We start from the raw sequence: 23,568 nt of genomic DNA on the forward strand, positions 1-23,568 counted from the left end.
CGGGCTCACCCGACCGGCAGCTGAGAGAAGCCCCACACCAACCAGCCCGCGCTGAACAGGCCGGACACCAGCGCCAGCGACAACGCCCACGCGGCGGCTCGACGGCCGTCGTGCGGGCGGCGCAGCGACACGATCGCGAGGATCGCAGCGACCACGCTCAGGGGAAGAAGCCATCCCCAGAAGAACGACGAGGCCAGCGCGACGATCGCCAGCAGCAGCGCCCAGGGCGCGAGCGAGCGCGGAGGCTTCGGGGCCGGGGGAACATACGGCACGAGGTGATCGCCGAATGCCGCCATCTCGAGCTGTGCGGTCGCGAGGCGACCGTCTTCCGCGTCGCCGTGGGCGGACGACTGTTCGGCCACCTCGTCGAGGGCGGAAGGAACGCTCTCCCCCTCGACGGCCTTGCGCGCGCGGCGCGTCGGTGGGGATGCCTCGCTCACGCGGCGACTCCGGCACGGGGCGTCGGCGGCTCGGCATCCGGATCTTCCGCCACCTGGATCTCGGTCACCGGGAGCGTCGAGTCGGCGCCGAAGGCGAGGGTCGAGGGAGGCCGGCCCGAGGAGATGAGCTCGGCGGCCAGGGCCGCGATCATCGCGCCGTTGTCGGTGCACATGCGCAGCGGGGGGATGCGCACGGCGACGCCTGCAGCCCCGGCGCGCTCGAGGGCGACGTCGCGCAAGCGCTTGTTCGCGATCACGCCCCCGCCCAGCAGCAGGCGGGGGACGCCGTAGCGCGCGCAGGCGTCGAGGGCCTTCGTGACCAGCACGTCGACGACGGCCTCTCGGAACGAGGCGGCGACATCGGCGACCGGCACGGCCTGACCGGTGGCCTCGTGCTGCTCGACCCAGCGTGCGACGGCCGTCTTCAGACCCGAGAACGAGAAGTCGTAGCGATGGGACGCCATGTCGGACGCGCGCGAGAGGCCACGCGGGAAGCGGATGGCGGTGGGATCGCCGGTGGCCGCCGCTCGGTCGATCTCGGGACCGCCGGGATACGGCAGCTTCAGCAGGCGCGCGACCTTGTCGAACGCCTCCCCGGCCGCGTCGTCCATCGTCTCGCCGAGCAGTTCGACATCGCTGGTGAGGTCACGGACGAGGAGCAGCGAGGTGTGACCGCCGCTGACCAGCAGAGCGACGGTGGGGTACTCGAGCTCGCCCGCGTCGGCATCCAGGATGTCGGCCGCGATGTGCCCGACGAGGTGATTGACGGCGTACAGCGGCTTGTTCAGCGCCACGGCGAGGCCCTTCGCCGCGCCCACACCGACCATGAGCGCACCCGCGAGACCCGGGCCGCTCGTGACCGCGACGGCGTCGAGGTCGGCGAGTGTCACACCCGCCTCGGCGAGCGCCGCATCGATCGAGGGCTGCAGCGCCTCGAGGTGCGCACGAGCGGCGACCTCGGGCACGACACCGCCGTATCGGGCGTGCTCGTCCATGCTGGAGGCGATCGTGTTGCTCAGCAGGTGCCGGCCGCGGACGATGCCGATCCCGGTCTCGTCGCAACTGGTCTCGATGCCGAGCACGAGGGGGGCGTTCATCAGCACCAGCCCTTTCCGGTGGTTGCGGCGGTCGCAGATCCGGGCAATGACCGCGGATCCGGATCGATCGGCGTGGTCGCTCCGGATCCGATGCGCATCTCCGGATCCGCGGAAGCGGATGCCGCCGCGCCGGTGCCCGCGGAGGCCCCGGATGCCACGCCCTCGGCGCGTCGCGCCGCCCACCCTCGCAGATCGAGCTGCATCACGATCGCGTCGACGTCGTCGGGCTGGTAGTACCGCGCGCGGCGGCCGACCTCGACGAACCCCTCCGAGGCATAGAGCGCCTGCGCGACGGGATTGTCGGCGCGCACGTCCAGGAACACGTCGTGCACCTCGCGGCGCGCGGCTTCGTCGAGCAGGGCGGCGAGCAGCGCACGCCCCCGACCGCGACCCCGCGCGGTCTCGGTGATGGTGATCGTCTGGACGTCGGCATCCCGCGCCCCGCGCACCGCCCGCAATCCCGCGTACCCGATGGGTCGTCCGGCCTCCTCGGCGACCACGTACCAGCCGTGCGGGGAGAGGAGTTCTTCGCGCATCATCGCCGGGCTCCACGCATCGGTGGGGAACGAGGCGTGCTCGAGCGCCATGATGGCGTCGAGGTCGTCGAGGGTGGCCGGCCGAATCTCCATCAGCTGACCCGCTTCGGGGCGTGGGCGGCGACGACGTCGGGGCTGCGCAGATACAGCGGTTCGGCGCCGGCGAGCGTGCGCCCCGCATCGAGGGCCCGCGCCGCCACGAGGGCGATCATCGCGGCCGAGACGGACGTGGCGTCGACGCGTGCCGCGCCGAGGTCGGCGAGCCGACCCTCGAGGTCGTCGCGCGGGCTGAGCGCGGCATCCGTGATCCGCACGGGGAGTCCGTCGTCGTCGATGCCGTCGTAGACGCTGTACGCGAGCTCGCGTCGGCGTGCGTCGGTGACGACGGCGAAGCGCGCGGTGTCCGCGCGCGACAGCGCGTCGGCGAGCAGGATGCCGAGCGCGATGCCGTCGTGGCTGGGAACGGGGACGACGGGGATGCCGCGGCCCACCGCGTAAACGCGGGCGGTCGCGATCCCCACGCGCAGGCCCGTGAACGGCCCCGGTCCCATGCCGATGGCGACATGTGTCGGCGAGGGCGCTGCGGTCGTCGCGCGTCGCAGCAGATCACCGATCACCTCGGCGTGCCCGAGGGGATTGGCGCTCTGCTCATCGGCGAGCACCTCGCCGTCGCGCGTGATCGCCGCGACGGCGGTGCCGAGCGAGGTGTCGATACCGAGGATCACCGTTCCAGGGTATCCGCCGACGTCCCGGCATCCGATCGTGCTCTCCGTTCCGAAGAAGAGACGTGGATGCCACCGAGCTCGGTCTGCGCCGTATCGTCGTCCCCACGGGGGTGGGGTCCATCGTCGTGCACGCGGGTCGCGCATCGGGGAGTCCCGTCGCGACGGTGCTGCTCCATGGAGCCGCAGGGTCGTGGACGACGTGGGGACCCCTGATCGCGGCCTCCGATGAGGCGCGTCTACCCTTGTCCGACATCGTGGCGATCGACCTTCCGGGGTGGGGCGACTCCCCCGGACCGGTGCCGGATCCCGCCGACCTCGCCGTCGCCGTGGCGGCTGTCGCGCGGGCGCTCGGCTACCCGCGCTGGCGTCTGGTGGGCCATTCGCTCGGCGGGGTCGTCGCCCTCGACGTGGCCGCGCGATTCCCGCGGGCGACGGTCGGCGTCGCCGTCGTCTCGCCGAGCGGCGACAGCGCACGGACCGTCGCGCGGCACCCGGTCCGCGGGATCTTCACCTTGCCCGGGTTGGCCGGCATGGTGGCGGCCATGCATGTGCTCCGAGGACTCGGCCCCCTCGCGCGTCCCCTCCTCCGGCTCCTCGCCCGAACGGGGGCTCTCCGCGTGCTGTCGCGCCCCCTGTTCCGGCATCCGGCCCGCGTGGACCGGTCGGTCAGCGATGCCCTCGCGCGGGAGATCCGTCCCACCTCGTTCCTCGCCGCCGTGCGGATCGCCCGCACACACGACGACGGGGTCTGGCGTCGTGTCGCATGCCCCGTCCGATCGGTGCGCGGGCAGCACGACGTCTTCGTCGCCGCGCGCGACCCCCGCGGGTGGACACGCGTGGTCCGCGACTTCGACGAGGTGGTCCTTCCCGACAGCGGTCACTTCGCCCATGTGGAGCAGCCCGTCCGGACCCTGCGCGCGTTGCGCGGGATCTGGGCCGCCGACCGCGCTCCGGTGCGGGTCACGCGGGTCTGATGCCCGGCGCCGGGATCGGCAGACGCAACGTCACCACGGTCCCCGAGCCCTCGCGCGAGCGCAGATCGACGCTGCCCCCGTGCCGCTGCAGGATCGTGCGCACGAGCGAGAGCCCGATACCCGAGCCGGGCACGTCGCGCGCGTTCGCCGCCCGGGCGAGGTCATCGAAGACGAGGGCATGCGCGTCGTCGGGGACACCGCGGCCGGTGTCGGCCACCTCGATGACCGCTCCTCCCCCGTCTTCCCGCAGGCGCAGTTCGATCGGACCGGATGCCGAGAACTTCACCGCGTTGGCGAGGACGTTGTCGAGGGCCAGGGCCAGCAGATCCGGGTCGGCGGGCAGCATCGGCACCGGCCACGGCACACGCTCGGCGATCACGCGGATGCGACCGCTCGCGTCTGGGCGCTGCTGTTCGATCGCGTGCACGGCGTCGCGGGCGAGGACTTCCAGGTCGACGGGCTCGGTCTCGAGAGGGCGCGTCTCGATCTCGGACAGCTTGCGGAGATCGCCCACCAGCGCCGCCAGCCGCCGCGCCTGGGCGTCGATCACCTCGACGTGCGGAGGGGCCGTGGCAGGGTCGATCCCGGCGAGGGTTGCGCGGATCGCGGTGATGGGGTTCTTCAGCTCGTGGTCGAGCCGAGCGAGGAAGCGCCGGTGGGCGTCGCGCTCCTCGTCGTGACCGACGTGCCGCCCCTCCGCCCGAGCCGCGTCGAGCGCCGTGCGGCTGCGCCGCCGCGCTTCCCGGGCCGCCGTGACGATCGCCACCGCGATCGTCACGGCGGCTCCGACGAGCACGGCCACCACCGGGAGCGCGGTGCTCACCACGAGCGAGCGCCGCTCACCGAGCACGAACAGGACGAGCGCGACGATGCCGCCCGCGACGACGGGGAGGCTCACGGCGAGGGCGATCGCGCGACGCGTCATGCCGCACCGACCGGGTGCACGAAACGGTAGCCCGCGCTCTGCACGGTCTCGATGTAGCGCGGGATGCCGGGGTCGTCGCCGATGACGCGACGGAGCTCCGCGATGCGGTGATCGACGGCACGCGTCGACGTGGCGAAATCGAAGCCCCACAGCGCGGTGAGCAGCCGATCGCGGGTGTGCACCTCACCCGGGTGCGCCATGAGGTAGTCCAGGAGCATGACCGCCTTGGGCGTCAGCGTCAGCTCGACGCCATCGCGCCAGACCCGGCGGGCCGAACGGTCCAGCTCGAGCGCTCCCGCCCGCAGGCGTGGCGCGGCGCTCAGCGGACGCTCCCCGGGGACGCTCCGACGCAGCACCGCTCGCACCCGCGACAAGAGCTCCTGCGGATCGAAGGGCTTGTTGAGGTAGTCGTCGGCACCCTCGTCGAGAGCGGCGCTGCGCTCGTACGACTCACCCACCTGGGTCAGGAGGATGATCGGCAGCCACCGACCCGCAGCGCGCACGCGACGGACGAACTCGCGGCCGTCGACTCGGGGCATGATGACGTCGCAGACGGCCAGCGCGATGTCGGACGCGGCGAGCACCTCGAGCGCTTCCTGCCCGTCGGCGGCGACGACGACCCGATAACCGCTGCGTTCGAGGAAGGCACCCAGCCCTGCACGGATGGTCTCGTCGTCGTCGACGAGCAGGATGCCCGGGCGGTCGTCGGTCACGACGACACCCAGGTGGCGAAGACGGGGACACCGACGGCCACCGCGATCAGCAGGCCGATTCCGATCACCGTGGCGACCAGCACGAGGTAGCCGAGCACGAGGCCGACGATCGCGAGGGTCGCGCCGCGGTCGCCGCTGCGGCGGATCTGACCGAGCGCGATGTGCCCGAAGACGACGGGCAGGATGCCGAAACCGCACAGGCCGAGCACGAGCGCGACGATCGCCAGGGCGTTGGTGCGCGGCGGCGCAGGCGCCCACCCGACCGGACGGGCGCTCACCGCTCGTCCCGGACGGAGGTCGTCGCGACGCCGGTGTCGTCGAGGCGCGGAGCGCTCCCTCGCCAGAGGATCGTGTTCACGTCGCCGCTGACATCGAGGTCGCCGACCTGCTGCGCGTAGACGACGAGACCGTCACCGGTCACGGTGAGTGTCGAGACGTCGTCGAGGATCACGACTGTCGCGAAGCCCGACACGGAGACGGAGTCGCACGCCCCCTCGACGCGCACCACCTTGCCGTCGTCGGCGATCACGAGACCGGGCGTGCAGGCGATCGTCGTGTCCGCCACGGCGATCGCCTCGTCGCGGGTGCGGAGGTTCGTGGGGGCGTCGCCCGCGTCCGGGGCCGGGGACGCGGCTGACGCCGTCGGGGCGATCACCTCGGGCCTCGGGTCGTCGGAGGGCTCCTCGATGGTCGAGACCTCGCTGGGTGCGGAACTCGAGGCCACGGCATCCGGGCCCTCGGTCACGCTGACCGCGCACCCGGTGAGGGAGCCGGCGACGAGACCCGCGGCCACCAGGGATGTGATCACTCTGCGCATTTCAGCCTCCGAAGGTGGGGACGAGGATCTCGACCCGGCGGTTCAGTTGGCGACCGGCGGGATTGTCGGTGCCGTCGATCTCGTTCGCGGCGACGGGGCGGGATTCGCCGTACCCCTCGGCCGTCCACGCCGTGGCGCTCGAGTGCTCGCGCAGGGCCGCGACCACCGCCTGCGCGCGGCGCTCGGACAGCTCCTGGTTCTCGGCATCGGTGCCGATGGCATCCGTATGGCCCGAAACGACCGCCGACGGCACCTGCGCCTCGGTCAACAGGGTCGCGAGGGAGTCCAGGACGGCGGTGGCGTCGGGACGGATCGCCGCCGAATCGAAGTCGAACAGCACCGCATCCGACAGGGTCAGCGTCGTCCCGCAACTCGCGACCGGAGCGAGAGCGGTCAGGGGAGGGAAGACACCCAGCCGAGGCACCGGCGGCACGGGGTCGACCGTGACCGGGACGCCGTCGACGCTGCCCGTGCCGTCGCCGAAGTTGCGGATCTCGAGCGCACCGTCGCGGTAGGTTCCCGACCCGTCGCCGAAGTTCTGGATCTCCACGGATCCGGAACGGAACGTCCCGGACCCATCGCCGAAGTTCTGGATCGACTCGTCGCCGTGGGTCGTGGTGCCCGACCCGTCGCCGAAGATCTGCACCTCGCGGCTCGCGTCGCGGTAGGTACCCGAGCCATCACCGAAGTTCTGGATCTCGACGTCGCCGGCGGCGTAGGTGCCCGACCCATCGCCGAAGTTCTGGATCTCCACGCCGCCGATCGTCGTGGTTCCCGAGCCGTCCCCGAAGGTGCGGACGGTCCCGTCCGGTCCCGTGTACGCGCCGGACCCGTCGCCGTAGAGCACCGCCGTCCCGGCGCCCGCAGCGACGGTGCCCGCCGCGTCGCAAGAGGCGGAGGCGACCGTGACACCGGGGATCGACGACAGCGCCGATGCCGCCGAGAGGGTGAACGCCGAAGCCGAGCCGGTGAGCAGCGACAGAGCCGGAAGGGTGAAGAGCGGCACCGGCGGGAACTGGCCGACGTCGTAGCCGGCGACGCGGGCGACCTCGGGTTCCGAGGCGCTCGGGACGGGCGCGGCTGTCGCCGGCGACGAGGGCGCGGATGCCACGGGCTGCGCGCTGCACCCGGCCAGCACGAGCACCGCCGTGGCGGCGACGACGTCCCCGACCCGGCGTGCGGGGAAGGAACCGCGGGGGAATGGACTCATGGCATCCACCGTATTCACGCGATGTCGCAGCCGTATCGCCGGGTTGTCGCTGTTTCGCGACACCCTTCGCCGCGACGGCGCGGGAGGCGTCACGGGCGACGCGAGATCGTCACCGTCCGCGGGGCGTCGGCGTCGAGATCGAGCGTGTGCGGGGCGATCTCCCCGCACGCGTTGTCGACACCGCGCCCGCCCACCTCGCGGTCGATCTCGATCTCCCACCAGGTGTCGGCGAGGTACTCGGCGACCCCGCGCCCCCACTCGACGATCACGGCAGAACCCGCCACGTCGATGTCGAGGTCGTCGAGTTCGACCGCGGCGCCGAGTCGGTAGGCGTCCACGTGGACGAGCGGGGTCCCGCCGATCAGCGAAGGATGGGTGCGGGCGATCACGAAGGTCGGGCTCTGGACCGGACCCCGGATGCCGAGTCCCTCGCCGATCCCGCGCGTCAGGGTCGTCTTGCCGGCGCCGAGCGGACCGGTCAGCACCACGACGTCTCCCGGCTCGAGGGCACGACCGAGAGCGCGACCCAGCTCCTCCATGTCGCCGGGGCCGTCGATGCGGCGCTCGCCGAGCAGGTCGTCGGGCACGCTCACGCGCCGACCTCCCGTCGTGGAACGCGGTGTCCCACTCGCGTGACGATCTCGTAGTCGATGGTGTCGGCGGCATCCGCCCAGTCGCGGGCCGCCGGTACGCCCAGCGTCGGGTCGCCGAAGAGCGTGACCTCGTCGCCCACCGCCACGGGGTGATCGCCGACGTCGACGACGAACTGGTCCATCGCGATGCGCCCCGACACGGTGAACCGCCGACCGCCGATGGCGACGGGTCCGCGATCCGATGCCTGGCGCGGCACCCCGTCGGCGTAGCCGAGCGGCACGAGGGCGAGGGTCGTCTCGCGCTCGGTGCGGTAGGCGTAGCCGTACGACACCCCGGTTCCGGCGGGAACGCGGCGGACCGCCGCGACGGCCCCGCGCAGGGTCATCGCGGGGCGCAGGCCGAGATCGGCGGATGTGCGATCGGAGAACGGGGAGACCCCGTAGATGCCGATGCCGATGCGGACGCAGTTCAACCGCGTCTCGGGCAGCGCGATCGCCGCGTGCGTCGCCGCGATGTGCCGGAGCGGGGGGTTCAGACCCGCGGATGCCGCGAGCACGACACCCTCTTCGAACCGCGCGAGAGCGGCGCGGTCGTCGGCCTCACTCGTGTTCGAGAGGTGGGAGAAGAGCCCCACCACGCGGATGCGGCCGATCCGCTCGAGGCGCGCTGCCTCAGAGAACACCACGCGCCAGTCGGCCGGGGCCACGCCGTTGCGCGAGAGCCCCGTCTCGATCTTCAGGTGCACCGCCGCCGGGCGGTCGCCCTGGGCGGACTCCCCCGCGCGCAGCAGCTGGTCGATGTCGGAGATCCCCAGTTCGACGTCGTGGCGCACCGCCTCGACGAACGACGCCCCCGGGGCGTGCAGCCACGCGAAGATCGGGGCTCGCACGCCCGCACGACGCAGCGCAAGCGCCTCGTCGATGTCGGAGACGCCGATCCGCGTCGCTCCCCCGCGCAGTGCGGCGAGCGCCGCGCGATGGGCTCCGTGGCCGTATCCCTCGGCTTTGACGACCGCGATCACCTCGACGCCGGTGAGGCGACGGAGATGACGGACGTTCTCGGCGATCGCGTCGACGTCGACGAGCGCTTCGCGGAGCACTCCCGGTGCCATTCTCATGCGGTGTCCTCTCGGGTGGACGCGAATCCGGATGCCACGTGCTCGGGCACCGCGACCGGCGCGGGCCCGCCCGCCTCGGCGATGACGTAGGCGGTCGCGAGACCTGCGTCGTGCGACATCGACAGGTGGAGAGCGGTGATGCCGCGCGCGGCGACCGTCGCGGCGGTCTCGCCGCTCAGCGAGAACCCCGGGCGTCCGGAGGGCTCGGACGTGACCTCGATGTCGGTCCAGTGCACCCCGTCCGACCCGCCCAGAGCCTTGATCAGCGCCTCTTTCGCGGCATACCGCGCAGCGAGTGAGCGTGGCTTGAGCACGCGTTCGGCGGGGGCAAAGAGCCTGGTCACGAGGCGGGGCGTCCGGGCGAGATGCGCTTCGAAGCGGGGAACGTCGACCAGGTCGACGCCGATACCGACGATCATGCGCCCTCCCCTCGTGGCATCCGTTCCATTCTGCCGGGTGAGCCGGCCCGACCTCTCCGATCTCTTGCGTCACGTCACGTCGCGTCGCGCGCGACGGCGGGCCGGGCGAACGGAGGAGGGGCCGGATGCCATGGCTTCCGGCCCCTCGCGACGTCGGCGTTACTCGACCGTGACCGACTTCGCCAGGTTGCGCGGCTGGTCGACGTCGAGGCCCTTCGCCTCGGCGAGACCCATCGCGAAGATGTGCAGCGGCACGACGGCCAGCAGCGGCTCGAAGAGCGGAGCGGCGAGAGGGATGCGCAGAACCTCGTCGGCGGCGGGCAGCACCGCGACGTCGCCCTCTTCGGCGATGGCGATGACGCGCGCACCGCGCGCGCGGATCTCCTCGATGTTCGAGACGACCTTGCGGTGCATCTCCCCCGATCCGCGCGGCGACGGCACGACCACGAAGACCGGCTGGCCGGGCTCGATGAGCGCGATGGGGCCGTGCTTGAGCTCGCCCGCCGCGAAGCCCTCGGCGTGGATGTACGCGAGCTCCTTGAGCTTGAGTGCGCCCTCGAGCGAGATGGGGTAGCCGACGTTGCGGCCGAGGAACAGCACCGAGCGGGTGTCGGCCATCCAGTGCGCGAGCTGCTCGATGCGCGCCTGCTCGCTCTCGAGCACGCGGGCGATCTTGCCGGGGACGGCTTCGAGCTCGGTCACCGCCTCGACGGCGACCATCGCGTCGACGGCGCCGCGGACGCGACCGACGTGCAGCGCGAGCAGGTACAGCGCGGTGATCTGCGCGACGAAGGCCTTGGTCGAGGCCACGGCGACCTCGGGACCGGCGTGCGTATAGACGATCGCATCCGACTCGCGCGGGATGGTCGCACCCTGCGTGTTGCAGATCGAGAGGGTCTTGGCGCCGCGCGAACGGGCGTACTTCACGGCCATGAGCGTGTCCATCGTCTCGCCCGACTGGCTGATCGAGACGACGAGCGTGCGCGGGGTGAGCACCGGGTCGCGGTAGCGGAACTCGTGCGCGAGCTCCACGTCGACGGGGACGCGGGTCCACGTCTCGAGCGCATACTTGCCGACCATGCCGGCGTAGGCGGCGGTGCCGCACGCGATGACGAGGATGCGGTCGATGTCGGCGAGGAACTCGTCGAGCCCCTCGAGTTCAGGGATCTCGACCCGACCCTCGTGAATGCGACCACGGAGGGTGTTCGCGACGGCCTCGGGCTCCTCCGAGACCTCCTTGGCCATGAACGACGACCAGCCGCCCTTCTCGGCCGCCGAGGCGTCCCAGGTGACCTCGAAGGCCTCGACCTCGACGGGCGCGCCCGAGAAGTCGGTGACCTCGACGCCGTCGGGGGTGATCGCGACGATCTCGTCCTGACCGATCGCCAGCGCGTTGCGCGTGTGCTCGACGAAGGCGGCGACGTCGGAGCCGAGGAAGTTCTCGCCCTCGCCCAGGCCGATCACGAGCGGCGAGTTGCGGCGCGCGCCGACGACGAGGCCCGGGTGGTCCTCGTGCATCGCGAGGAGCGTGTACGCACCCTCCAGGCGCGAGACGACCGAGCGGAAGGCCTGCACGAGATCCTTGGTGCGGGCGTACTCGCGACCGATCATCACGGCGGCGACCTCGGTGTCGGTCTCACTGCGGAAGGCGAAGCCCTCACCCACCAGCTCGCTCTTGAGTTCGGCGAAGTTCTCGATGATGCCGTTGTGGATGACGGCGAGCTTGTCGTCGTCGGCCAGGTGCGGGTGCGCGTTGGCATCCGTCGGCCCACCGTGAGTGGCCCACCGCGTGTGTCCGATGCCGGTCGTGCCGTTGGGCATCGGGAAGGCTTCGAGGTCGTCGCGCAGCACCGCGAGTTTGCCCGCGCGCTTGCGCATGCCGAGTCCGCCGTCGCCGTCGATCACGGCGATGCCCGCGGAGTCGTAGCCCCGGTATTCCAGCCGCGACAGACCCGCCAGAAGAATGTCCTGGCTCTGCCGGGGACCCACGTAACCGATGATTCCGCACATAGCTTCCGAGTCTACGGGCGGCGGCTGGGCGAACCCCGCGCCCGGGCGCTACAGCTTGCGCAACAGCACCGACTCGACGGTGTGGTCGGCGCCCTTCTGCAGCACGAGCTTGGCGCGGTGCCGCGTGGGCAGCACGTTCTCCTCGAGGTTCGGGAGGTTGATCTCGCGCCAGAACCCGAGCGCACGCTCCACGGCCTCCTCGTCGCTGATGTCGGCGAAGACCCGGAAGAACGACGAGGGGTTCGTGAACGCGTTGTCGCGCAGCGCGAGGAAGCGGTCGACGTACCAGCGCTCGATGTGCGCGGCGTCGGCGTCGACGTAGATCGAGAAGTCGAACAGGTCGCTCACCGCGACCTCGTTCGGCGAGGGCGGCGGCTGGAGCACGTTGAGTCCCTCGACGATCACCACGTCGGGCCGATGAACGGTGACGTGGGCGTCGGGCATGATGTCGTACCGCACGTGCGAGTAGAAGGGGGCCCGCGCCTCCTCGGCGCCGGACTTGACTTCGCTGAGGAACTCCACAAGAGCGCGCCGGTCGTACGACTCGGGGAAGCCCTTGCGATCCATGAGGCCGCGGCGCTCGAGCTCGGCGTTGGGATAGAGGAAGCCGTCAGTGGTCACCAGCTCGACGCGCGGGGTGTCGGGCCAACGGCTCATGAGCTCGCGCAGGAGACGGGCGATCGTCGACTTGCCGACCGCGACGGAACCCGCGACGCCGATGACGAACGGGGTCGTGGCATCCGGCTCGCCCAGGAAGGCACTGGTGTCGGCGCCCAGGCGACGAGTGGCCCGCGCGTACAGACTCAGCAGGCGGCTGAGCGGCAGGTACACCTCCGCCACCTCGCGCTGATCGAGGCGATCGCCGATGCCGCGCAACTGCACGACCTCGGTCTCGGTCAGCGGCTGCTCGATCCCGCCGGCCATCCGCGCCCAGTCGGCTCGGTCGATCTGACGATACGGACTCAGCGACGGTGCAGCAGCGGTCTCGGACACGCGGCAATGCTACTCGGGGCGGGATTCTTTCCCGGCGTCCGGGCCGGGGTGCGTGCCACTACGCTCGGAGCGTGCGTCTGGGAGTCCTCGACATCGGCTCGAACACCGTCCATCTGCTCGTCGCGAACGCACGGGCGGGCGGTCGCCCCACCGCCACGACCTCACACCGCTCGGTCCTGCGCCTCATGCGCTACTTGGAGCCCGACGGGTCGATCTCGCCCGAGGGAGTGAAGGGACTCGTGGATGCCGTGACCGCGGCGTGCGCCACGGCGAAGGCCGAGGGGGTCGACGAACTCCTCGCCACGGCGACCTCGGCGGTACGCGAGGCCACCAACGGCGAGCAGGTCATCGCGCTGATCGAGGAGGCCCTCGGACAGCCCCTGCAGGTCCTCGGGGGCGAGACCGAGGCCCGGTTCACCTATCTCGCGGTGCGGCGGTGGTTCGGCTGGTCGGCCGGCCAGATCCTGTTGTTCGACATCGGAGGCGGCTCGCTCGAGATCGCCGGAGGAGCCGACGAGCTCCCCGATCTCGCCGAGTCCGTTCCCCTGGGTGCGGGCCGCTCGACGGTACAGTTCCTCCCCCACGATCCTCCGAGCGCCGACGAGATCGACGCTCTGCGCCAGCACGCGGCATCCGTCCTGGCCCCGGTGGCCGAACGCTTCTCCGTCCTCCCCCGTCCCGATCACGTGGTGGGGTCGTCGAAGGCGATCCGATCGCTCGCGAAGCTCGCCGGCTACCCCGTCCCGGGCTGGTCGGGGATCGACCGCATGGTCCTCCCCCGCAAGCAGCTCAAAGACTGGATCCCGCGGCTGGCACAGATCCCCGCCGATGCGCGCGAAGCGCTCCCCGGCATCACCGCCGACCGCACATTCCAGATCGTGGCCGCCGCGATCGTGGTGGAACGGGCGATGAAGGCGATGGACGTGGAAGAGCTCGAGGTCTCTCCCTGGGCACTGCGCGAGGGCGTCCTCCTGCGCTACATCGAGTCGCTGGAGTACTGACCCCTGCATCGACGCCTGAACGAGCGCGCCGCGCAGCCTCAGGCGTGCACGTTCCCGTCGTCAGCGGCATCCGCCACTCCCACCCTCGGCGCCTTCGGACGAACGCACGCGCCACGCGCTCTCAGGCGTTCACCTGCCCGACGTCCGCGGCAGCGCCGAGGCCCCACGGCAGGGTCAGAGTGCCAGTCGCTCCCGCACGACCTCGGACAGCCGGTCGGCGTGGGCACGAGCGACCTCTTCGGATGCCGCCTCGACCATCACCCGCACGAGCGGCTCGGTCCCCGACGCACGCAGCAGGACGCGGCCGGAATTGCCCAGCTCCGCGGTCGACGCGGCCACGGCCTCCTGCACGACCTCGTCGGTCACGCCGTCGCGGTCGACGCCGCGCACGTTCACGAGCACCTGCGGGTACACCGTCATGATCGATGCCAGCTCCGCCAACGTCTTGTTCTGACGGGCCATCTCGGCCACCACATGCAGACCGGTCAGCAGTCCGTCGCCGGTGGTGGCGAACTCGCTCATGATGACGTGTCCCGACTGCTCGCCGCCGAGGGAGTAGCCGCCCTCGTTCATGGCCTCGAGCACGTAGCGGTCTCCGACGCCGGTCTGCAGGACCCGGATGCCGTGAGCATCCATCGCCCGATGAAGGCCGAGGTTGCTCATGACCGTCGCCACCAGCGTGTCATCGACGAGCGCGCCGCGCTCCTTCATGGCCACGGCGAGGATGGCCATGATCTGGTCGCCGTCGACGACATTGCCCTGCGCGTCCACGGCGAGGCAGCGGTCGGCGTCGCCGTCGTGGGCGATGCCGACGTCGGCGCCCAGGCGTACGACCGTCTCCGCGAGGACGTCGAGGTGGGTCGAGCCGACACCGTCGTTGATGTTCAAGCCGTCGGGGTCGGCACCGATGACGGTGACCGTCGCTCCCGCGTCTTTGAAGGTCTCGGGCGAGACTCCGGCGGCGGCGCCGTGCGCGCAGTCCAAGACCACATGGATGCCGTCGAGCCGATGCGGGAGCGAGCCGAGAAGGTGCAGCACGTACCGGTCTTCGGCGTCGGCGAAACGCCGGATGCGCCCGACACCGGCTCCGGTGGGCTGCAGACGATCGCCTTCGAGAGCGCTCTCGATGCGTTGCTCGACGATGTCGGGCAGCTTCGTGCCGCCGCGGGCGAAGATCTTGATCCCGTTGTCGGGTGCGGGGTTGTGCGACGCCGAGACCATCACACCGAAGTCGGCGTCACGGTCGGCGATGAGGAAAGCGGTGGCGGGGGTGGGGATCACTCCGGCGTCGAGGACGTCGACGCCCGAGGAGGCCAGGCCCGCGGAGACCGCTGCCGCGAGGAACTCCCCGGAGACGCGCGGATCGCGCGCCACGACAGCGGTGAGGCGGCGGCCTTCGGCCTTCCGCGCCTCCGCAGAACGGCCCTGGCCCAGGACGACGGCAGTCGCCTGGGCCAGGTGCAGCGCAAGTTCGGCGGTGAGGAGGCCGTTGGCCAGCCCCCGCACTCCGTCCGTGCCGAAAAGAGGCATCCGGAGTGTCGAACTCAGCGCTTGGAGTACTGAGGCGCCTTGCGGGCCTTCTTGAGACCGGCCTTCTTGCGCTCCTTGACGCGAGCGTCGCGCGAGAGGAAGCCGGCCTTCTTCAGGGTCGGGCGGTTGTTTTCGGCGTCGATCTCGTTGAGGGCACGAGCGATGCCGAGGCGCAGGGCGCCGGCCTGGCCCGAGGGGCCACCACCGGAGATGCGCGCGATCACGTCGTACGAGCCCGCGAGCTCGAGAACCGTGAACGGGTCGTTGATCAGCTGCTGGTGGAGCTTGTTCGGGAAGTAGTCCTCGATCGTGCGGCCGTTGACCGTGATAGAGCCCGAGCCGGGGACCAGGCGCACGCGGGCGATGGCCTGCTTGCGACGGCCCACGGCTGCGCCGGGGACCGAGAGAACGGGGCGCTCGGCGGCGACGACCGACTGCTCGGCCGGCGTCTCGGTGCTGTAGTTGCTGGAGTCGATGTTCGACACTGTTTCGTCCTTATCCGGCGGCGCTTACTGGGCGACCTGGTCGAAGGTGTATGCCGTGGGCTGCTGGGCACCGTGGGGGTGCTCCGCGCCGCGGTAGACCTTGAGCTTCTTGAGCTGCGCCGCGCCGAGGCTGTTCTTGGGCAGCATGCCGCGGATGGCCTTCTCGACCGCGCGGACGGGGTTCTTCTCGAGGAGTTCGTCGTACGTGACCGACTTGAGCCCGCCCGGGTAACCCGAGTGGCGGTACGCCTTCTTGTTCTGGAGCTTCTGACCCGTGAGCGCCACCTTCTCGGCGTTGATCACGATGACGAAGTCGCCGGAGTCGATGTGGTTGGCGAAGGTCGGCTTGTGCTTGCCGCGGAGGAGGACCGCCGCGTGCGAGGCCAGGCGGCCGAGAACGACGTCGGTGGCGTCGATAACGACCCACTCGCGCGTGACCTCAGCGGCCTTGGGGGTGAAAGTGCGCGTCACAGTAGTGCTGCTTTCTTGATCGAACGGAGGAGTTCGTGAATCCCGCTCCGGTGGTCCGTTGCCGCATCGAAGACGCAGGAACAGGGCCGGTGGAGGGCTCACGTTCGGGCGACCCGCTCGCAGAGAGGCGGGCACCAAAGAGCAACACTACGGCATCCAGATGCCAGGACCAAACGAGTCCTCGAGACGCGCCGCGGGAAACGACGATGCCCCGCCACCGAGAGGGTGACGGGGCATCGTGCACGGGTCTGCCCGCTTCGCGGGTCGCCGCCGCGCGCTGAGGTGAATCTCAGCGGGCGAGGAAATCGATCAGAACCCGGTTGAACTCGTCGGCGTGGCTGACGTTGACGCCGTGCGGGGCCCCTGCCACGACGTGGAGTTCGCTGCCCGCGATCGCCTCGTGGGTGCGCTTGCCCGACCCCTCGAAGGGAACCGTCGCGTCGCTGTCGCCGTGGATCACGAGCGTCGGCACCGTGACATTCGGCAGATCGGCACGGAAGTCGGTGGTGCCGAATGCCTCCATCGCCTTCACCGCCGCGTGGTGGTCGGCCTGGTTCGCAAGGCGCTCCGCCTCGGCTCGATCCTCTTCGGAGACGGCCAGCGTGCCGTCGACGGAGAAGAAGTCCGTCGTGAACTGGTGGTAGAACGACTTCTCGTCATCTTCGAGCCCCTGCTTCATCCCGTCGGCGGTCTCGTCGTCCAGCGGACCCTCGGGGTTGTCGTCGGTCTTGGCCAGGTACGGCGGGACGGCCGCGGCGAAGACCACGCTGTGGACACGGTCGGAGCCGTGACGCGTGAGGTAGCGCGCCACTTCCCCGCCACCCATCGAGAACCCGACCAGCGTCACGTCGCGCAGGTCGAGCGCGGCGAGGACGGCCTCGAGGTCGTCGGAGAACGTGTCGTAGTCGTAGCCTCCGCGCGGCTTGTCACTGCGGCCGAAACCGCGGCGGTCGTACGTCACGACCCGGTACCCCGCGGCTTCGAGGGCCGGAACCTGGTGTGCCCACGACTCGCCGGAGAGGGGCCAGCCGTGAATGAGGACGACCGGGCGGCCCGTGCCGCCGGTGTCGTCGACATGCAGGTGGATGTCGGTCAGAAGTCCGTGGTGCGCAGTGATTTCGCTCATGACGATCATGGTTCGACCCATCCCTGAACGTTCGGGGACGCTTGACGCATCGTGGAGGGGTTGCTAAGACGCCCGGCACCACAAGAGCAGGGGTGCGCGCAACCACCGTTCGCACGCCTTTTCGACTCACTAGCCTCCGGGCATGGCATCCCTCCGCGTCCCCCTCGGCATCCTCGCCGCCGGAGCCCTGGCGCTCCCCCTCGCCGCGTGCGCGTCTCCGACACCCGACTCAGCCACCTCGGAGACGGTCGTGTCCGCCGTCGTCCGCGCCGAGTCCGACGCGGGTGGGCGCGCCCTCGAGCTCGACCGTGAGGACGACGGCGCGTGGGAGGTGCACGTCCTCTCGAACGGCTCGATCCACGAGGTACGCGTCAGCCCCGATGGAGCACGCGTGCTGTCCCGCGAGGATGGCGACGCGGCAGGCGCGGACGACCGCGCCGCTCTCGACACGGCCGCGACCACGATGGCGGACGCCGTCCGGATCGCGGTCGCCGCGCGCGGCGGGGTCGGCGTGGACGAGGTCGACCTCGATCGCGCGGGTGGCGCGACGGTGTGGCTGGTCTCTTTCGCGGACGGAAGCGAGACGTCCGTCTCACTCGCGGACGGCAGCGTGGCATCCCCCTCCCCGTGACCGTTCACTCAGGAACCATATTTAAGTTGTGCACAACTTAGTTGTGTGCAATCCTTTCGTCATGCCTGCCGTCGACGCCCTCGTCTGTTTCGCGCTCTACGCCGCGAACCGCACGACGACGCAGGCGTACCGTGTCCTGCTCGACCCGTGGAACCTGACCTATCCGCAGTACATCGCCCTCGTGACTCTCTGGAACGACGGCGACCAGACGGTGGGCAGCCTGGGCGAGGCGCTTCAGCTCGACTCCGGCACCCTGTCACCGATGCTCACCCGCCTGCAGGCCGCGGGATACGTGACCCGCGAGCGGGACACGAGAGACGAGCGCGTGGTCACCGTCTCGCTGACCGAGCGCGGGCGCGAGTTGCGCACCGAACTCGCCCACATACCGAGATGCATCGCCCAGGGAGCGGGTTTCTCCGACGCCGACAGCGCCCGAGAGCTCATCGACGCCCTGCATCAGCTGACCGCCGCGATGCGCGACCTCCGCGATCACCCCGCCGATGCCGTTGCCGCGGAGCGCGCGACGCGCGACGCTCCCTGATCGCGCGCGACACCCCCTGACCGTCCCCAGAAAGGAACACCCATGGACGTCCTCTACACCGCAGAAGCCCTGTCGACCGGACAGGGTCGCCTCGGCCACGTCTCCGCCGGCGAGTACATCGACCTCGAGGTCGCGCCCCCGAAGGAGCTCGGCGGCTCCGGCCAGGGAACGAACCCCGAGCAGCTCTTCGCCGCGGGGTATGCGGCCTGTTTCCACAGTGCCCTCCACTCGGTCGCGCGCGCTCAGAAGGTGAAGATCGAAGACTCCTCCGTCGGCGGCCGTGTGCAGATCGGCCCGAACGGCCAGGGCGGCTACCAGCTCGCCGTGCTCCTCGAGGTCGTGCTCCCCGGCATCGAGCACGAGCAGGCGCAGCAGCTCGCCGACGCGGCACACCAGGTCTGCCCGTACTCGAACGCCACGCGCGGCAACATCGAGGTCACGGTCACCGTCTCGGACGACTGACGCCCAGCGAGAGGCGGGGACGGCCCCCGTCCCCGCCTCTCGCGTTCCCACGCGCCCGGCGACGCGGAGCAGCCGACCCGCTCCCTCGCCGCATGCCTTCCCACGCACGCCGTGGCGTACCGCGTGAGGGCCCCGAGACGTAGGGTGTGAGTCGTGATCCGGGTCGTAGTCGTCGATGATGAGGCCCTCGTCCGCTCGGGCTTCGAGCTCATCCTCGGAGCGGCGGCCGACATCGAGGTGGTCGCCGCCGTCGACGGCGACGTCGCGGTAGACGTCATCCGACGCGAGCGTCCCGACGTCGTCCTTCTCGACATCCGGATGCCGGGACGGAGCGGCCTCGACGTGCTCGCCGATCTGCGGCACGATGACCCGCGTCCCGTGATCGGCATCCTGACGACCTTCGACACCGACGAGTACATCGCGCGGGCGCTGCAGGACGGAGCATCCGGGTTCCTCGTCAAGGACACGGCGCCCGAGAACCTCGCCGCGATGGTCCGGACCCTCGCGGCCGGAGGGGTGGTCCTCTCACCGCAGGTGTCACGCACCCTGGTGGAGGGCTACGCGGGCGGCCCCGACCGCGACGCCGTGCGGCGCGTGGCCCTGTTGACCGACCGCGAGCGCGATGTGCTCTCGCACCTCCCGTCGGGAGAGTCCAACGCCGAGATCGGCCGTCGCCTGCACCTCAGCGGCGCCACCGTGAAGGATCACGTCAGCGCGATCCTGTCGAAGCTCTCCGTGTCGACCCGTCTCGAGGCCGCCCTGATCTCGGAACGGGCACGATCCGGAGGGCACCGGACGTGACGAAAGCCCTCCCGGCTGCGCTCACGCGCATCACGGGGAAGAGATGGTTCGCTGTCGTCGTCGACCTCGCTCTGGCTGCGGCGGCCTTCGTCGACGTCGCGGTCTCGATCCCCTCGTGGACGACCGTCGAGACAGCCGTCGCCCTCATCGCCGTCGTGGGTCTGCTGGTCCGCCGTCGGCTCCCGTGGGTGTCGTTCGCCCTCGTGCTGCCGGGGCTCGTCGTCGACGCCATGACGATCGCCGCTCCCATCGCGCTGTACTCGGTCGCTGTCCGCACGCGGCGCATCCCGCTTCTGGTGGGGGCAGGCGCACTGACCTTCGCGTGCTTCCTCCTTCCCGACTGGCAGCTGCCCTCGATCGACTTCCTCGCTCCCTCGCTGCTGTACGCGCTGATGTACGCCGCGACCCCGATCGCACTGGGGGCGCTCGTCCGGACGCATCGCGAGCTGTCCGACCGGGTCGCCGATCTGTCCGCGGCTCGGGCGGCCGAACGACTCCGCGAGGAACAGGACGTCCTCCGTCGCGAGCGCGCGCGGATCTCGCGCGAGATGCACGACGTCGTCTCGCACCAGGTCAGCCTCGTGGCGATACAGGCGGGAGCGCTGCAGGTGTCGTCGTCGGACCCCGACGCGCAGCGCATCGCGGGTGTCATCCGTTCCCTCGCCGTGCGCACCCTCGACGAGCTGCGCCAGATGGTGGGTGTCCTCCGCGCCGACGGAGCCCGGACCGACACCGCCGAACCGCAGCCCACCCTGGGCGATCTTCCCCGGCTCGTGGGCGAGAGCGGCCTGGAGGCCGACCTCGACGTCTCCCTCCCGGCAGACCTCGCGCCCGCGCTCCAGCGCGCCGTTTACCGCACCGTGCAGGAGGGGCTGACCAACGCGCGCAAGCACGCGCCCGGTGCTCGCGTCAGCGTCACTGCGGTGGCCACCACCGCGGCGATCGACGTCGTCGTCCAGAACGACTCCTCCGCCGAGCGCGGGCTGTTCCTCCCCTCGAGCGGCACGGGGCTACGTGGACTCCGGGAGCGCGCCGAGCTGCTCGGCGGCCACCTCGACGCCGCGGCCCGCAGCGATGGCGGCTATCGACTTCGCGTCACGATCCCGCGCCGCGACAGCGAGCACTGAGCACCGCCGCGCGGGGTACGCCGCGACTCAGGTCAGGCGGAGTTCGGATTCGTCCTTGGGATACGACCGCTGCAACCACTCGCCGAAGCCGCGCTGGCCGAGGCAGGCCGCCGCATCGGCGCACGTCACCACCGAGTCGTCCGCGGCGTAGGTCTGGTAGATGTGCACCTTGGCGTCGAGCGCCGCCCCTGAGACGTTGGCGGGCTCGTTCCGCGAGGGATACCCGATGAAGTACGACACGGCCTCGGGGTCGATGCCGGCCGTCGGGGCGAGGGCACGCACGAGGGACCCGACCGCCGAGTGATCGGGATGATCGCCGCGCGCGAAGGCGCTCTCGTGCGGAATGTTCGTCGTCACGCGGGAGGGCTGCGCCGCCCCCATCAGCTCGACGAGCGTGGCCGAGAGCCGTTCGCGATCATAGTCCGGCGAACCGTCCAGAGTGGCCACCGTCGAGGTGGAACCGTTGATCAGGCGCGTCACGCAGACGTGGCCGGTCTCGGCGAAACCGTCCGCATCCAAGCCTCCGTCGGGGAGGCGCATGAAGGTGATGGACAGTCGCGGATCGTCAGAGGGGACGAAGCGCGTCACTCGCGCGCCGCTGAGGAGGGTGATCTGGTGTTCCTGCCAGGGAGCAGTGCTGCCGCGCATCTCGTCGTAGGCCGCGCGCAGTCCCGCTTCGCGACCGAGCGCGTAGTCCAGCCCCTTGCCGGCATCACCGGCGGTGACGAAGACGGCGCGGACGGTGTTCCCCGCTGCGATCTCGTCGGCCAGGCCGGGGTTGGCGAAGATGATGTCGTCGTCGGCGTGCGCCCACACGGCCGCGACGGTCACGGCGCCGGGAGTCTCGGCCGCCGGGGATACGGGCAGCGGCGAGGCGACGGAGACGGGCAGCACCGGCGCGAGAGACACCCAGGTGCCCACCGGTCCGGCGCTGCGCCGGATGTTGCGGTAGACCAGGGCGCCGCCGCCGAGGCCGACGACGGCCAGACCGCCGATGAGCAATCCCCTCCGGGTCACCCTGGCTCGGCGGGCCCGGTCTGCTGCAGAGCGTTCGGGGGGATCCTCGGGTGCGAGGTCGTCGTCGTGGTGCACCGCGGTCACGTCCTGTTCTTCTCCGCCACGCGGGTTCGTCGGGTGGACGCCCCGCCGGATCCGACCGCACGTCCTCGGCCACGACGCTATCGCGGCAACCAGGGAATTCTCCGGCACCGCCGCGCGATCCGTGCGGAGGCGGAGAGGGGCCCTCTCCTCCGACTCGACCCGCCCGCCCATCCCGTGCATCGGAAACGCTCAGCGCGCACCGAGAGAGGGTGGCCACACTCGCGTCATGCAGACGTCCTCACCGCCGCGGTCTCTGTCCCCCGCCGCCTTGCGTGTACGCGCCGTCCTCTGGGAGTGGGACCCGATCGGGGTGCGCTCGATCGGCGACGGATGGCCAGATGACGAATACGACGACCTCATCGTGCCGATCCTCGACGCCTTGGCATCCGATCCCTCCCCCGACGACCTGGCCGCGGATCTGAGCTCGGTGATCGAGATCGACTACGGGCTGCCTGCACCGGATGGATGCCATGCGGTCGCGGTCTCTCTCCTGCGCCTGCGCGGCTGAGGGGCCGCGGGGAGGCGGTCAGGGCATCTGCAGCTCGGCCTCGGTCTTCGGGTACGACCGCTGGAGCCATTCCCCGAACTTGCGGGTACCGAGGCACGCAGCGCGGTCTGCGCACCGGATGACGTCATCCTGCTGGCTGTAGACGCGGTACGTCTCCACCTTCTTGTCGAGAGCTTCGCCGTCGACGTTCCGCGGGAGGTCTCCGGACGGATAACCCACGAAGTAGCGCAGGCCGGGCCCGACACCCTCGACGTGGCCGACCGCGTCGCGCACCAGTGTGCCGACGGCGGAATGGTCGGGGTGGTCACCCGGGGCGAACGCGCTGCCCCGCGGGATGTGCGTGAGCGTCTGCGCGGGCCGCAGCGCCTCAGCGAGCTCGACCAGGCTCGCCGAGAGCTGGGCGGAGCTGACCGCCGGCCCCTGGTCGATCGGCTCGAGGGACGGGATCGCTCCGTCGAGAAGCTTGCTCAGCGTGGCGTAGCCGGTCGCCGGGAAGCCGCCGTCGGTGATGTTGCCGTCGGGAAGTCGGGCGAACAGCACGGACACCCGGTCGTCGTCCTGAGGGGTCAATCGATCGACACGCATCCCGCTATCGAGGGTGATCTCGCTCTCGTCCCAGAACGCGCCGCTGCCTCGCATCGCGTTGTAAGCGCGCAGGATGCCGAGCTCTCGAGAGTGCGTGTAGTCCAGACCGCGCCCCGCGTCGCCCGCCGTGACGAAGAGCGTGCGCACGCACTCACCCGCGGCGATGGCGGCCGAGATCGTCGGGTTGGCGAAGATGATGTCGTCGTCCGGGTGCGCCCACACCGTCAAGAGGGTGTCTTCGCCGGGGCACGGCTGCGCTGCGGGGGACGTGGGGGGCGGCGTCGGCGCGGGAGAGGGGGGCGGGGTGGGGGTCTTCTCCGCACCCTCGTCACCCGGCGTGGGCGTCGCCGCCGTGGGAGCATCGGTGTCGCCCACGCCACGAAGCGCGAAGGGCACGGCGACGGCTGCGCCGCCGACGAGCACCACCGCGACGATCGCGACGACGAGGGCGGCGCGTCTGCGCCTTCGTACTCGAGAGGAACGCGTGTGCGAGCGCGACATCGAGGGGTCCTTCCGGGTGGGGCGCCGCCAGCCACATCGCCCGGTCGTCCGCTGCCCGAGTGTAGTGACCGGCGCGTCGCGCCCGCGGTCCCCGCGCCCCTCCTCTTCGTGACAGAACACGCAACGGG

The 23,568-nt window shown here is 71.0% G+C and carries 28 protein-coding genes; 8 read left to right on the forward strand and 20 right to left on the reverse strand.

Annotated elements, in window-relative coordinates:
* Positions 1-5: 5 nt before the first annotated feature.
* From PIR02_01960 to tsaB, 4 genes are read right to left on the reverse strand one after another with little or no spacing between them, the layout of a single operon-like run.
* Positions 6-440 carry a hypothetical protein gene (locus tag PIR02_01960; protein WZH37436.1) on the reverse strand — a complete coding sequence of 145 codons (435 nt, stop codon included), beginning with the start codon at positions 438-440 and terminating at the stop codon, positions 6-8.
* Entirely contained in the window at positions 437-1,537 is a 1,101-nt protein-coding gene (tsaD, locus tag PIR02_01965) for a tRNA (adenosine(37)-N6)-threonylcarbamoyltransferase complex transferase subunit TsaD (GenBank protein ID WZH37437.1), read from the reverse strand. Before tsaD ends, PIR02_01960 begins: the two co-directional genes overlap by 4 nt.
* Positions 1,537-2,166 carry a ribosomal protein S18-alanine N-acetyltransferase gene (rimI, locus tag PIR02_01970; GenBank protein WZH37438.1) on the reverse strand — a complete coding sequence of 210 codons (630 nt, stop codon included), beginning with the start codon at positions 2,164-2,166 and terminating at the stop codon, positions 1,537-1,539. The genes tsaD and rimI overlap by 1 nt, the downstream gene beginning before the upstream one ends.
* Positions 2,166-2,798, reverse strand: coding sequence for a tRNA (adenosine(37)-N6)-threonylcarbamoyltransferase complex dimerization subunit type 1 TsaB (tsaB, locus tag PIR02_01975; protein WZH37439.1), 633 nt, complete (start codon positions 2,796-2,798; stop codon positions 2,166-2,168). Before tsaB ends, rimI begins: the two co-directional genes overlap by 1 nt.
* Positions 2,799-2,860: 62 nt before the next feature.
* Between tsaB and PIR02_01980 the strand changes: the two genes are divergently transcribed.
* Positions 2,861-3,772, forward strand: a complete 912-nt coding sequence (locus tag PIR02_01980) for an alpha/beta hydrolase (protein ID WZH37440.1) — start codon at positions 2,861-2,863, stop codon at positions 3,770-3,772.
* Here PIR02_01980 and PIR02_01985 read toward each other — a convergent pair.
* The 10 genes from PIR02_01985 to coaA all read right to left on the reverse strand — a co-directional run bounded on the left by PIR02_01985 (position 3,759) and on the right by coaA (position 12,570).
* Complete coding sequence (locus tag PIR02_01985; protein WZH37441.1) at positions 3,759-4,697, reverse strand: HAMP domain-containing sensor histidine kinase; 939 nt, start codon at positions 4,695-4,697, stop codon at positions 3,759-3,761. The genes PIR02_01980 and PIR02_01985 overlap by 14 nt on opposite strands.
* On the reverse strand, positions 4,694-5,410 hold the full coding sequence (locus PIR02_01990) for a response regulator transcription factor (GenBank protein WZH37442.1): 717 nt from the start codon (positions 5,408-5,410) through the stop codon (positions 4,694-4,696). The genes PIR02_01985 and PIR02_01990 overlap by 4 nt, the downstream gene beginning before the upstream one ends.
* A complete protein-coding gene (locus PIR02_01995; GenBank protein ID WZH37443.1) occupies positions 5,407-5,688 on the reverse strand; it encodes a DUF4190 domain-containing protein in 282 nt (93 codons plus the stop codon). The genes PIR02_01990 and PIR02_01995 overlap by 4 nt, the downstream gene beginning before the upstream one ends.
* The gene (locus PIR02_02000) at positions 5,685-6,218 is read right to left on the reverse strand and encodes a DUF3060 domain-containing protein (protein WZH37444.1); all 534 of its coding nucleotides are present in this window, start codon (positions 6,216-6,218) and stop codon (positions 5,685-5,687) included. The genes PIR02_01995 and PIR02_02000 overlap by 4 nt, the downstream gene beginning before the upstream one ends.
* A gap of 10 nt (positions 6,219-6,228) precedes the next feature.
* On the reverse strand, positions 6,229-7,437 hold the full coding sequence (locus tag PIR02_02005; GenBank protein ID WZH37445.1) for an OmpA family protein: 1,209 nt from the start codon (positions 7,435-7,437) through the stop codon (positions 6,229-6,231).
* 89 nt (positions 7,438-7,526) lie between these two features.
* Positions 7,527-8,030 carry a tRNA (adenosine(37)-N6)-threonylcarbamoyltransferase complex ATPase subunit type 1 TsaE gene (gene tsaE, locus PIR02_02010; protein WZH37446.1) on the reverse strand — a complete coding sequence of 168 codons (504 nt, stop codon included), beginning with the start codon at positions 8,028-8,030 and terminating at the stop codon, positions 7,527-7,529.
* The gene (gene alr, locus PIR02_02015) at positions 8,027-9,148 is read right to left on the reverse strand and encodes an alanine racemase (GenBank protein ID WZH37447.1); all 1,122 of its coding nucleotides are present in this window, start codon (positions 9,146-9,148) and stop codon (positions 8,027-8,029) included. Before alr ends, tsaE begins: the two co-directional genes overlap by 4 nt.
* Complete coding sequence (locus tag PIR02_02020) at positions 9,145-9,567, reverse strand: holo-ACP synthase (protein WZH37448.1); 423 nt, start codon at positions 9,565-9,567, stop codon at positions 9,145-9,147. Before PIR02_02020 ends, alr begins: the two co-directional genes overlap by 4 nt.
* Before the next feature lie 159 nt (positions 9,568-9,726).
* The gene (glmS, locus tag PIR02_02025; protein WZH37449.1) at positions 9,727-11,577 is read right to left on the reverse strand and encodes a glutamine--fructose-6-phosphate transaminase (isomerizing); all 1,851 of its coding nucleotides are present in this window, start codon (positions 11,575-11,577) and stop codon (positions 9,727-9,729) included.
* A gap of 48 nt (positions 11,578-11,625) precedes the next feature.
* Positions 11,626-12,570 carry a type I pantothenate kinase gene (gene coaA, locus PIR02_02030; GenBank protein ID WZH37450.1) on the reverse strand — a complete coding sequence of 315 codons (945 nt, stop codon included), beginning with the start codon at positions 12,568-12,570 and terminating at the stop codon, positions 11,626-11,628.
* A gap of 71 nt (positions 12,571-12,641) precedes the next feature.
* On the opposite strand from coaA, the gene PIR02_02035 reads away from it, so the two are divergent.
* Positions 12,642-13,571: a Ppx/GppA phosphatase family protein gene (locus tag PIR02_02035; GenBank protein WZH37451.1), complete on the forward strand. Its 930-nt coding sequence runs from the start codon at positions 12,642-12,644 to the stop codon at positions 13,569-13,571.
* Positions 13,572-13,745: 174 nt separating this feature from the next.
* On the opposite strand, the gene glmM is transcribed toward PIR02_02035, so the two are convergent.
* The 4 genes from glmM to PIR02_02055 form a co-directional block, all read right to left on the reverse strand.
* On the reverse strand, positions 13,746-15,101 hold the full coding sequence (gene glmM / locus PIR02_02040; protein WZH37452.1) for a phosphoglucosamine mutase: 1,356 nt from the start codon (positions 15,099-15,101) through the stop codon (positions 13,746-13,748).
* A 14-nt stretch (positions 15,102-15,115) separates the two neighbouring features.
* On the reverse strand, positions 15,116-15,586 hold the full coding sequence (rpsI, locus tag PIR02_02045; GenBank protein ID WZH37453.1) for a 30S ribosomal protein S9: 471 nt from the start codon (positions 15,584-15,586) through the stop codon (positions 15,116-15,118).
* A gap of 24 nt (positions 15,587-15,610) precedes the next feature.
* Complete coding sequence (gene rplM, locus PIR02_02050; protein ID WZH37454.1) at positions 15,611-16,057, reverse strand: 50S ribosomal protein L13; 447 nt, start codon at positions 16,055-16,057, stop codon at positions 15,611-15,613.
* Between the two features lie 289 nt (positions 16,058-16,346).
* Positions 16,347-17,183, reverse strand: a complete 837-nt coding sequence (locus PIR02_02055) for an alpha/beta hydrolase (protein WZH37455.1) — start codon at positions 17,181-17,183, stop codon at positions 16,347-16,349.
* A 142-nt stretch (positions 17,184-17,325) separates the two neighbouring features.
* Here PIR02_02055 and PIR02_02060 point away from each other — a divergent pair, with 142 nt between their 5' ends.
* From PIR02_02060 to PIR02_02080, 5 genes are all read left to right on the forward strand, one after another.
* Positions 17,326-17,814 (forward strand): hypothetical protein, encoded by a 489-nt coding sequence (locus PIR02_02060; GenBank protein WZH37456.1) that lies wholly within the window; start codon positions 17,326-17,328, stop codon positions 17,812-17,814.
* 61 nt (positions 17,815-17,875) lie between these two features.
* A complete protein-coding gene (locus PIR02_02065) occupies positions 17,876-18,355 on the forward strand; it encodes a MarR family transcriptional regulator (GenBank protein WZH37457.1) in 480 nt (159 codons plus the stop codon).
* Positions 18,356-18,397: 42 nt separating this feature from the next.
* Complete coding sequence (locus tag PIR02_02070) at positions 18,398-18,817, forward strand: organic hydroperoxide resistance protein (protein WZH37458.1); 420 nt, start codon at positions 18,398-18,400, stop codon at positions 18,815-18,817.
* A 153-nt stretch (positions 18,818-18,970) separates the two neighbouring features.
* Positions 18,971-19,618, forward strand: a complete 648-nt coding sequence (locus tag PIR02_02075) for a response regulator transcription factor (GenBank protein WZH37459.1) — start codon at positions 18,971-18,973, stop codon at positions 19,616-19,618.
* Complete coding sequence (locus PIR02_02080; protein ID WZH37460.1) at positions 19,615-20,745, forward strand: histidine kinase; 1,131 nt, start codon at positions 19,615-19,617, stop codon at positions 20,743-20,745. The genes PIR02_02075 and PIR02_02080 overlap by 4 nt, the downstream gene beginning before the upstream one ends.
* Positions 20,746-20,772: 27 nt before the next feature.
* Here PIR02_02080 and PIR02_02085 read toward each other — a convergent pair whose 3' ends face one another.
* Positions 20,773-21,846 (reverse strand): PIG-L family deacetylase, encoded by a 1,074-nt coding sequence (locus tag PIR02_02085; GenBank protein ID WZH37461.1) that lies wholly within the window; start codon positions 21,844-21,846, stop codon positions 20,773-20,775.
* Positions 21,847-22,072: 226 nt separating this feature from the next.
* Here PIR02_02085 and PIR02_02090 point away from each other — a divergent pair, with 226 nt between their 5' ends.
* Entirely contained in the window at positions 22,073-22,354 is a 282-nt protein-coding gene (locus tag PIR02_02090; protein WZH37462.1) for a hypothetical protein, read from the forward strand.
* A gap of 18 nt (positions 22,355-22,372) precedes the next feature.
* Here the strand turns inward: PIR02_02090 and PIR02_02095 are convergent, their stop codons facing one another.
* Complete coding sequence (locus PIR02_02095) at positions 22,373-23,440, reverse strand: PIG-L family deacetylase (protein WZH37463.1); 1,068 nt, start codon at positions 23,438-23,440, stop codon at positions 22,373-22,375.
* Positions 23,441-23,568: the final 128 nt, after the last annotated feature.

This window comes from Microbacterium enclense (assembly GCA_038182865.1).
Classification (GTDB): Bacteria; Actinomycetota; Actinomycetes; order Actinomycetales; family Microbacteriaceae; genus Microbacterium; species Microbacterium enclense_B.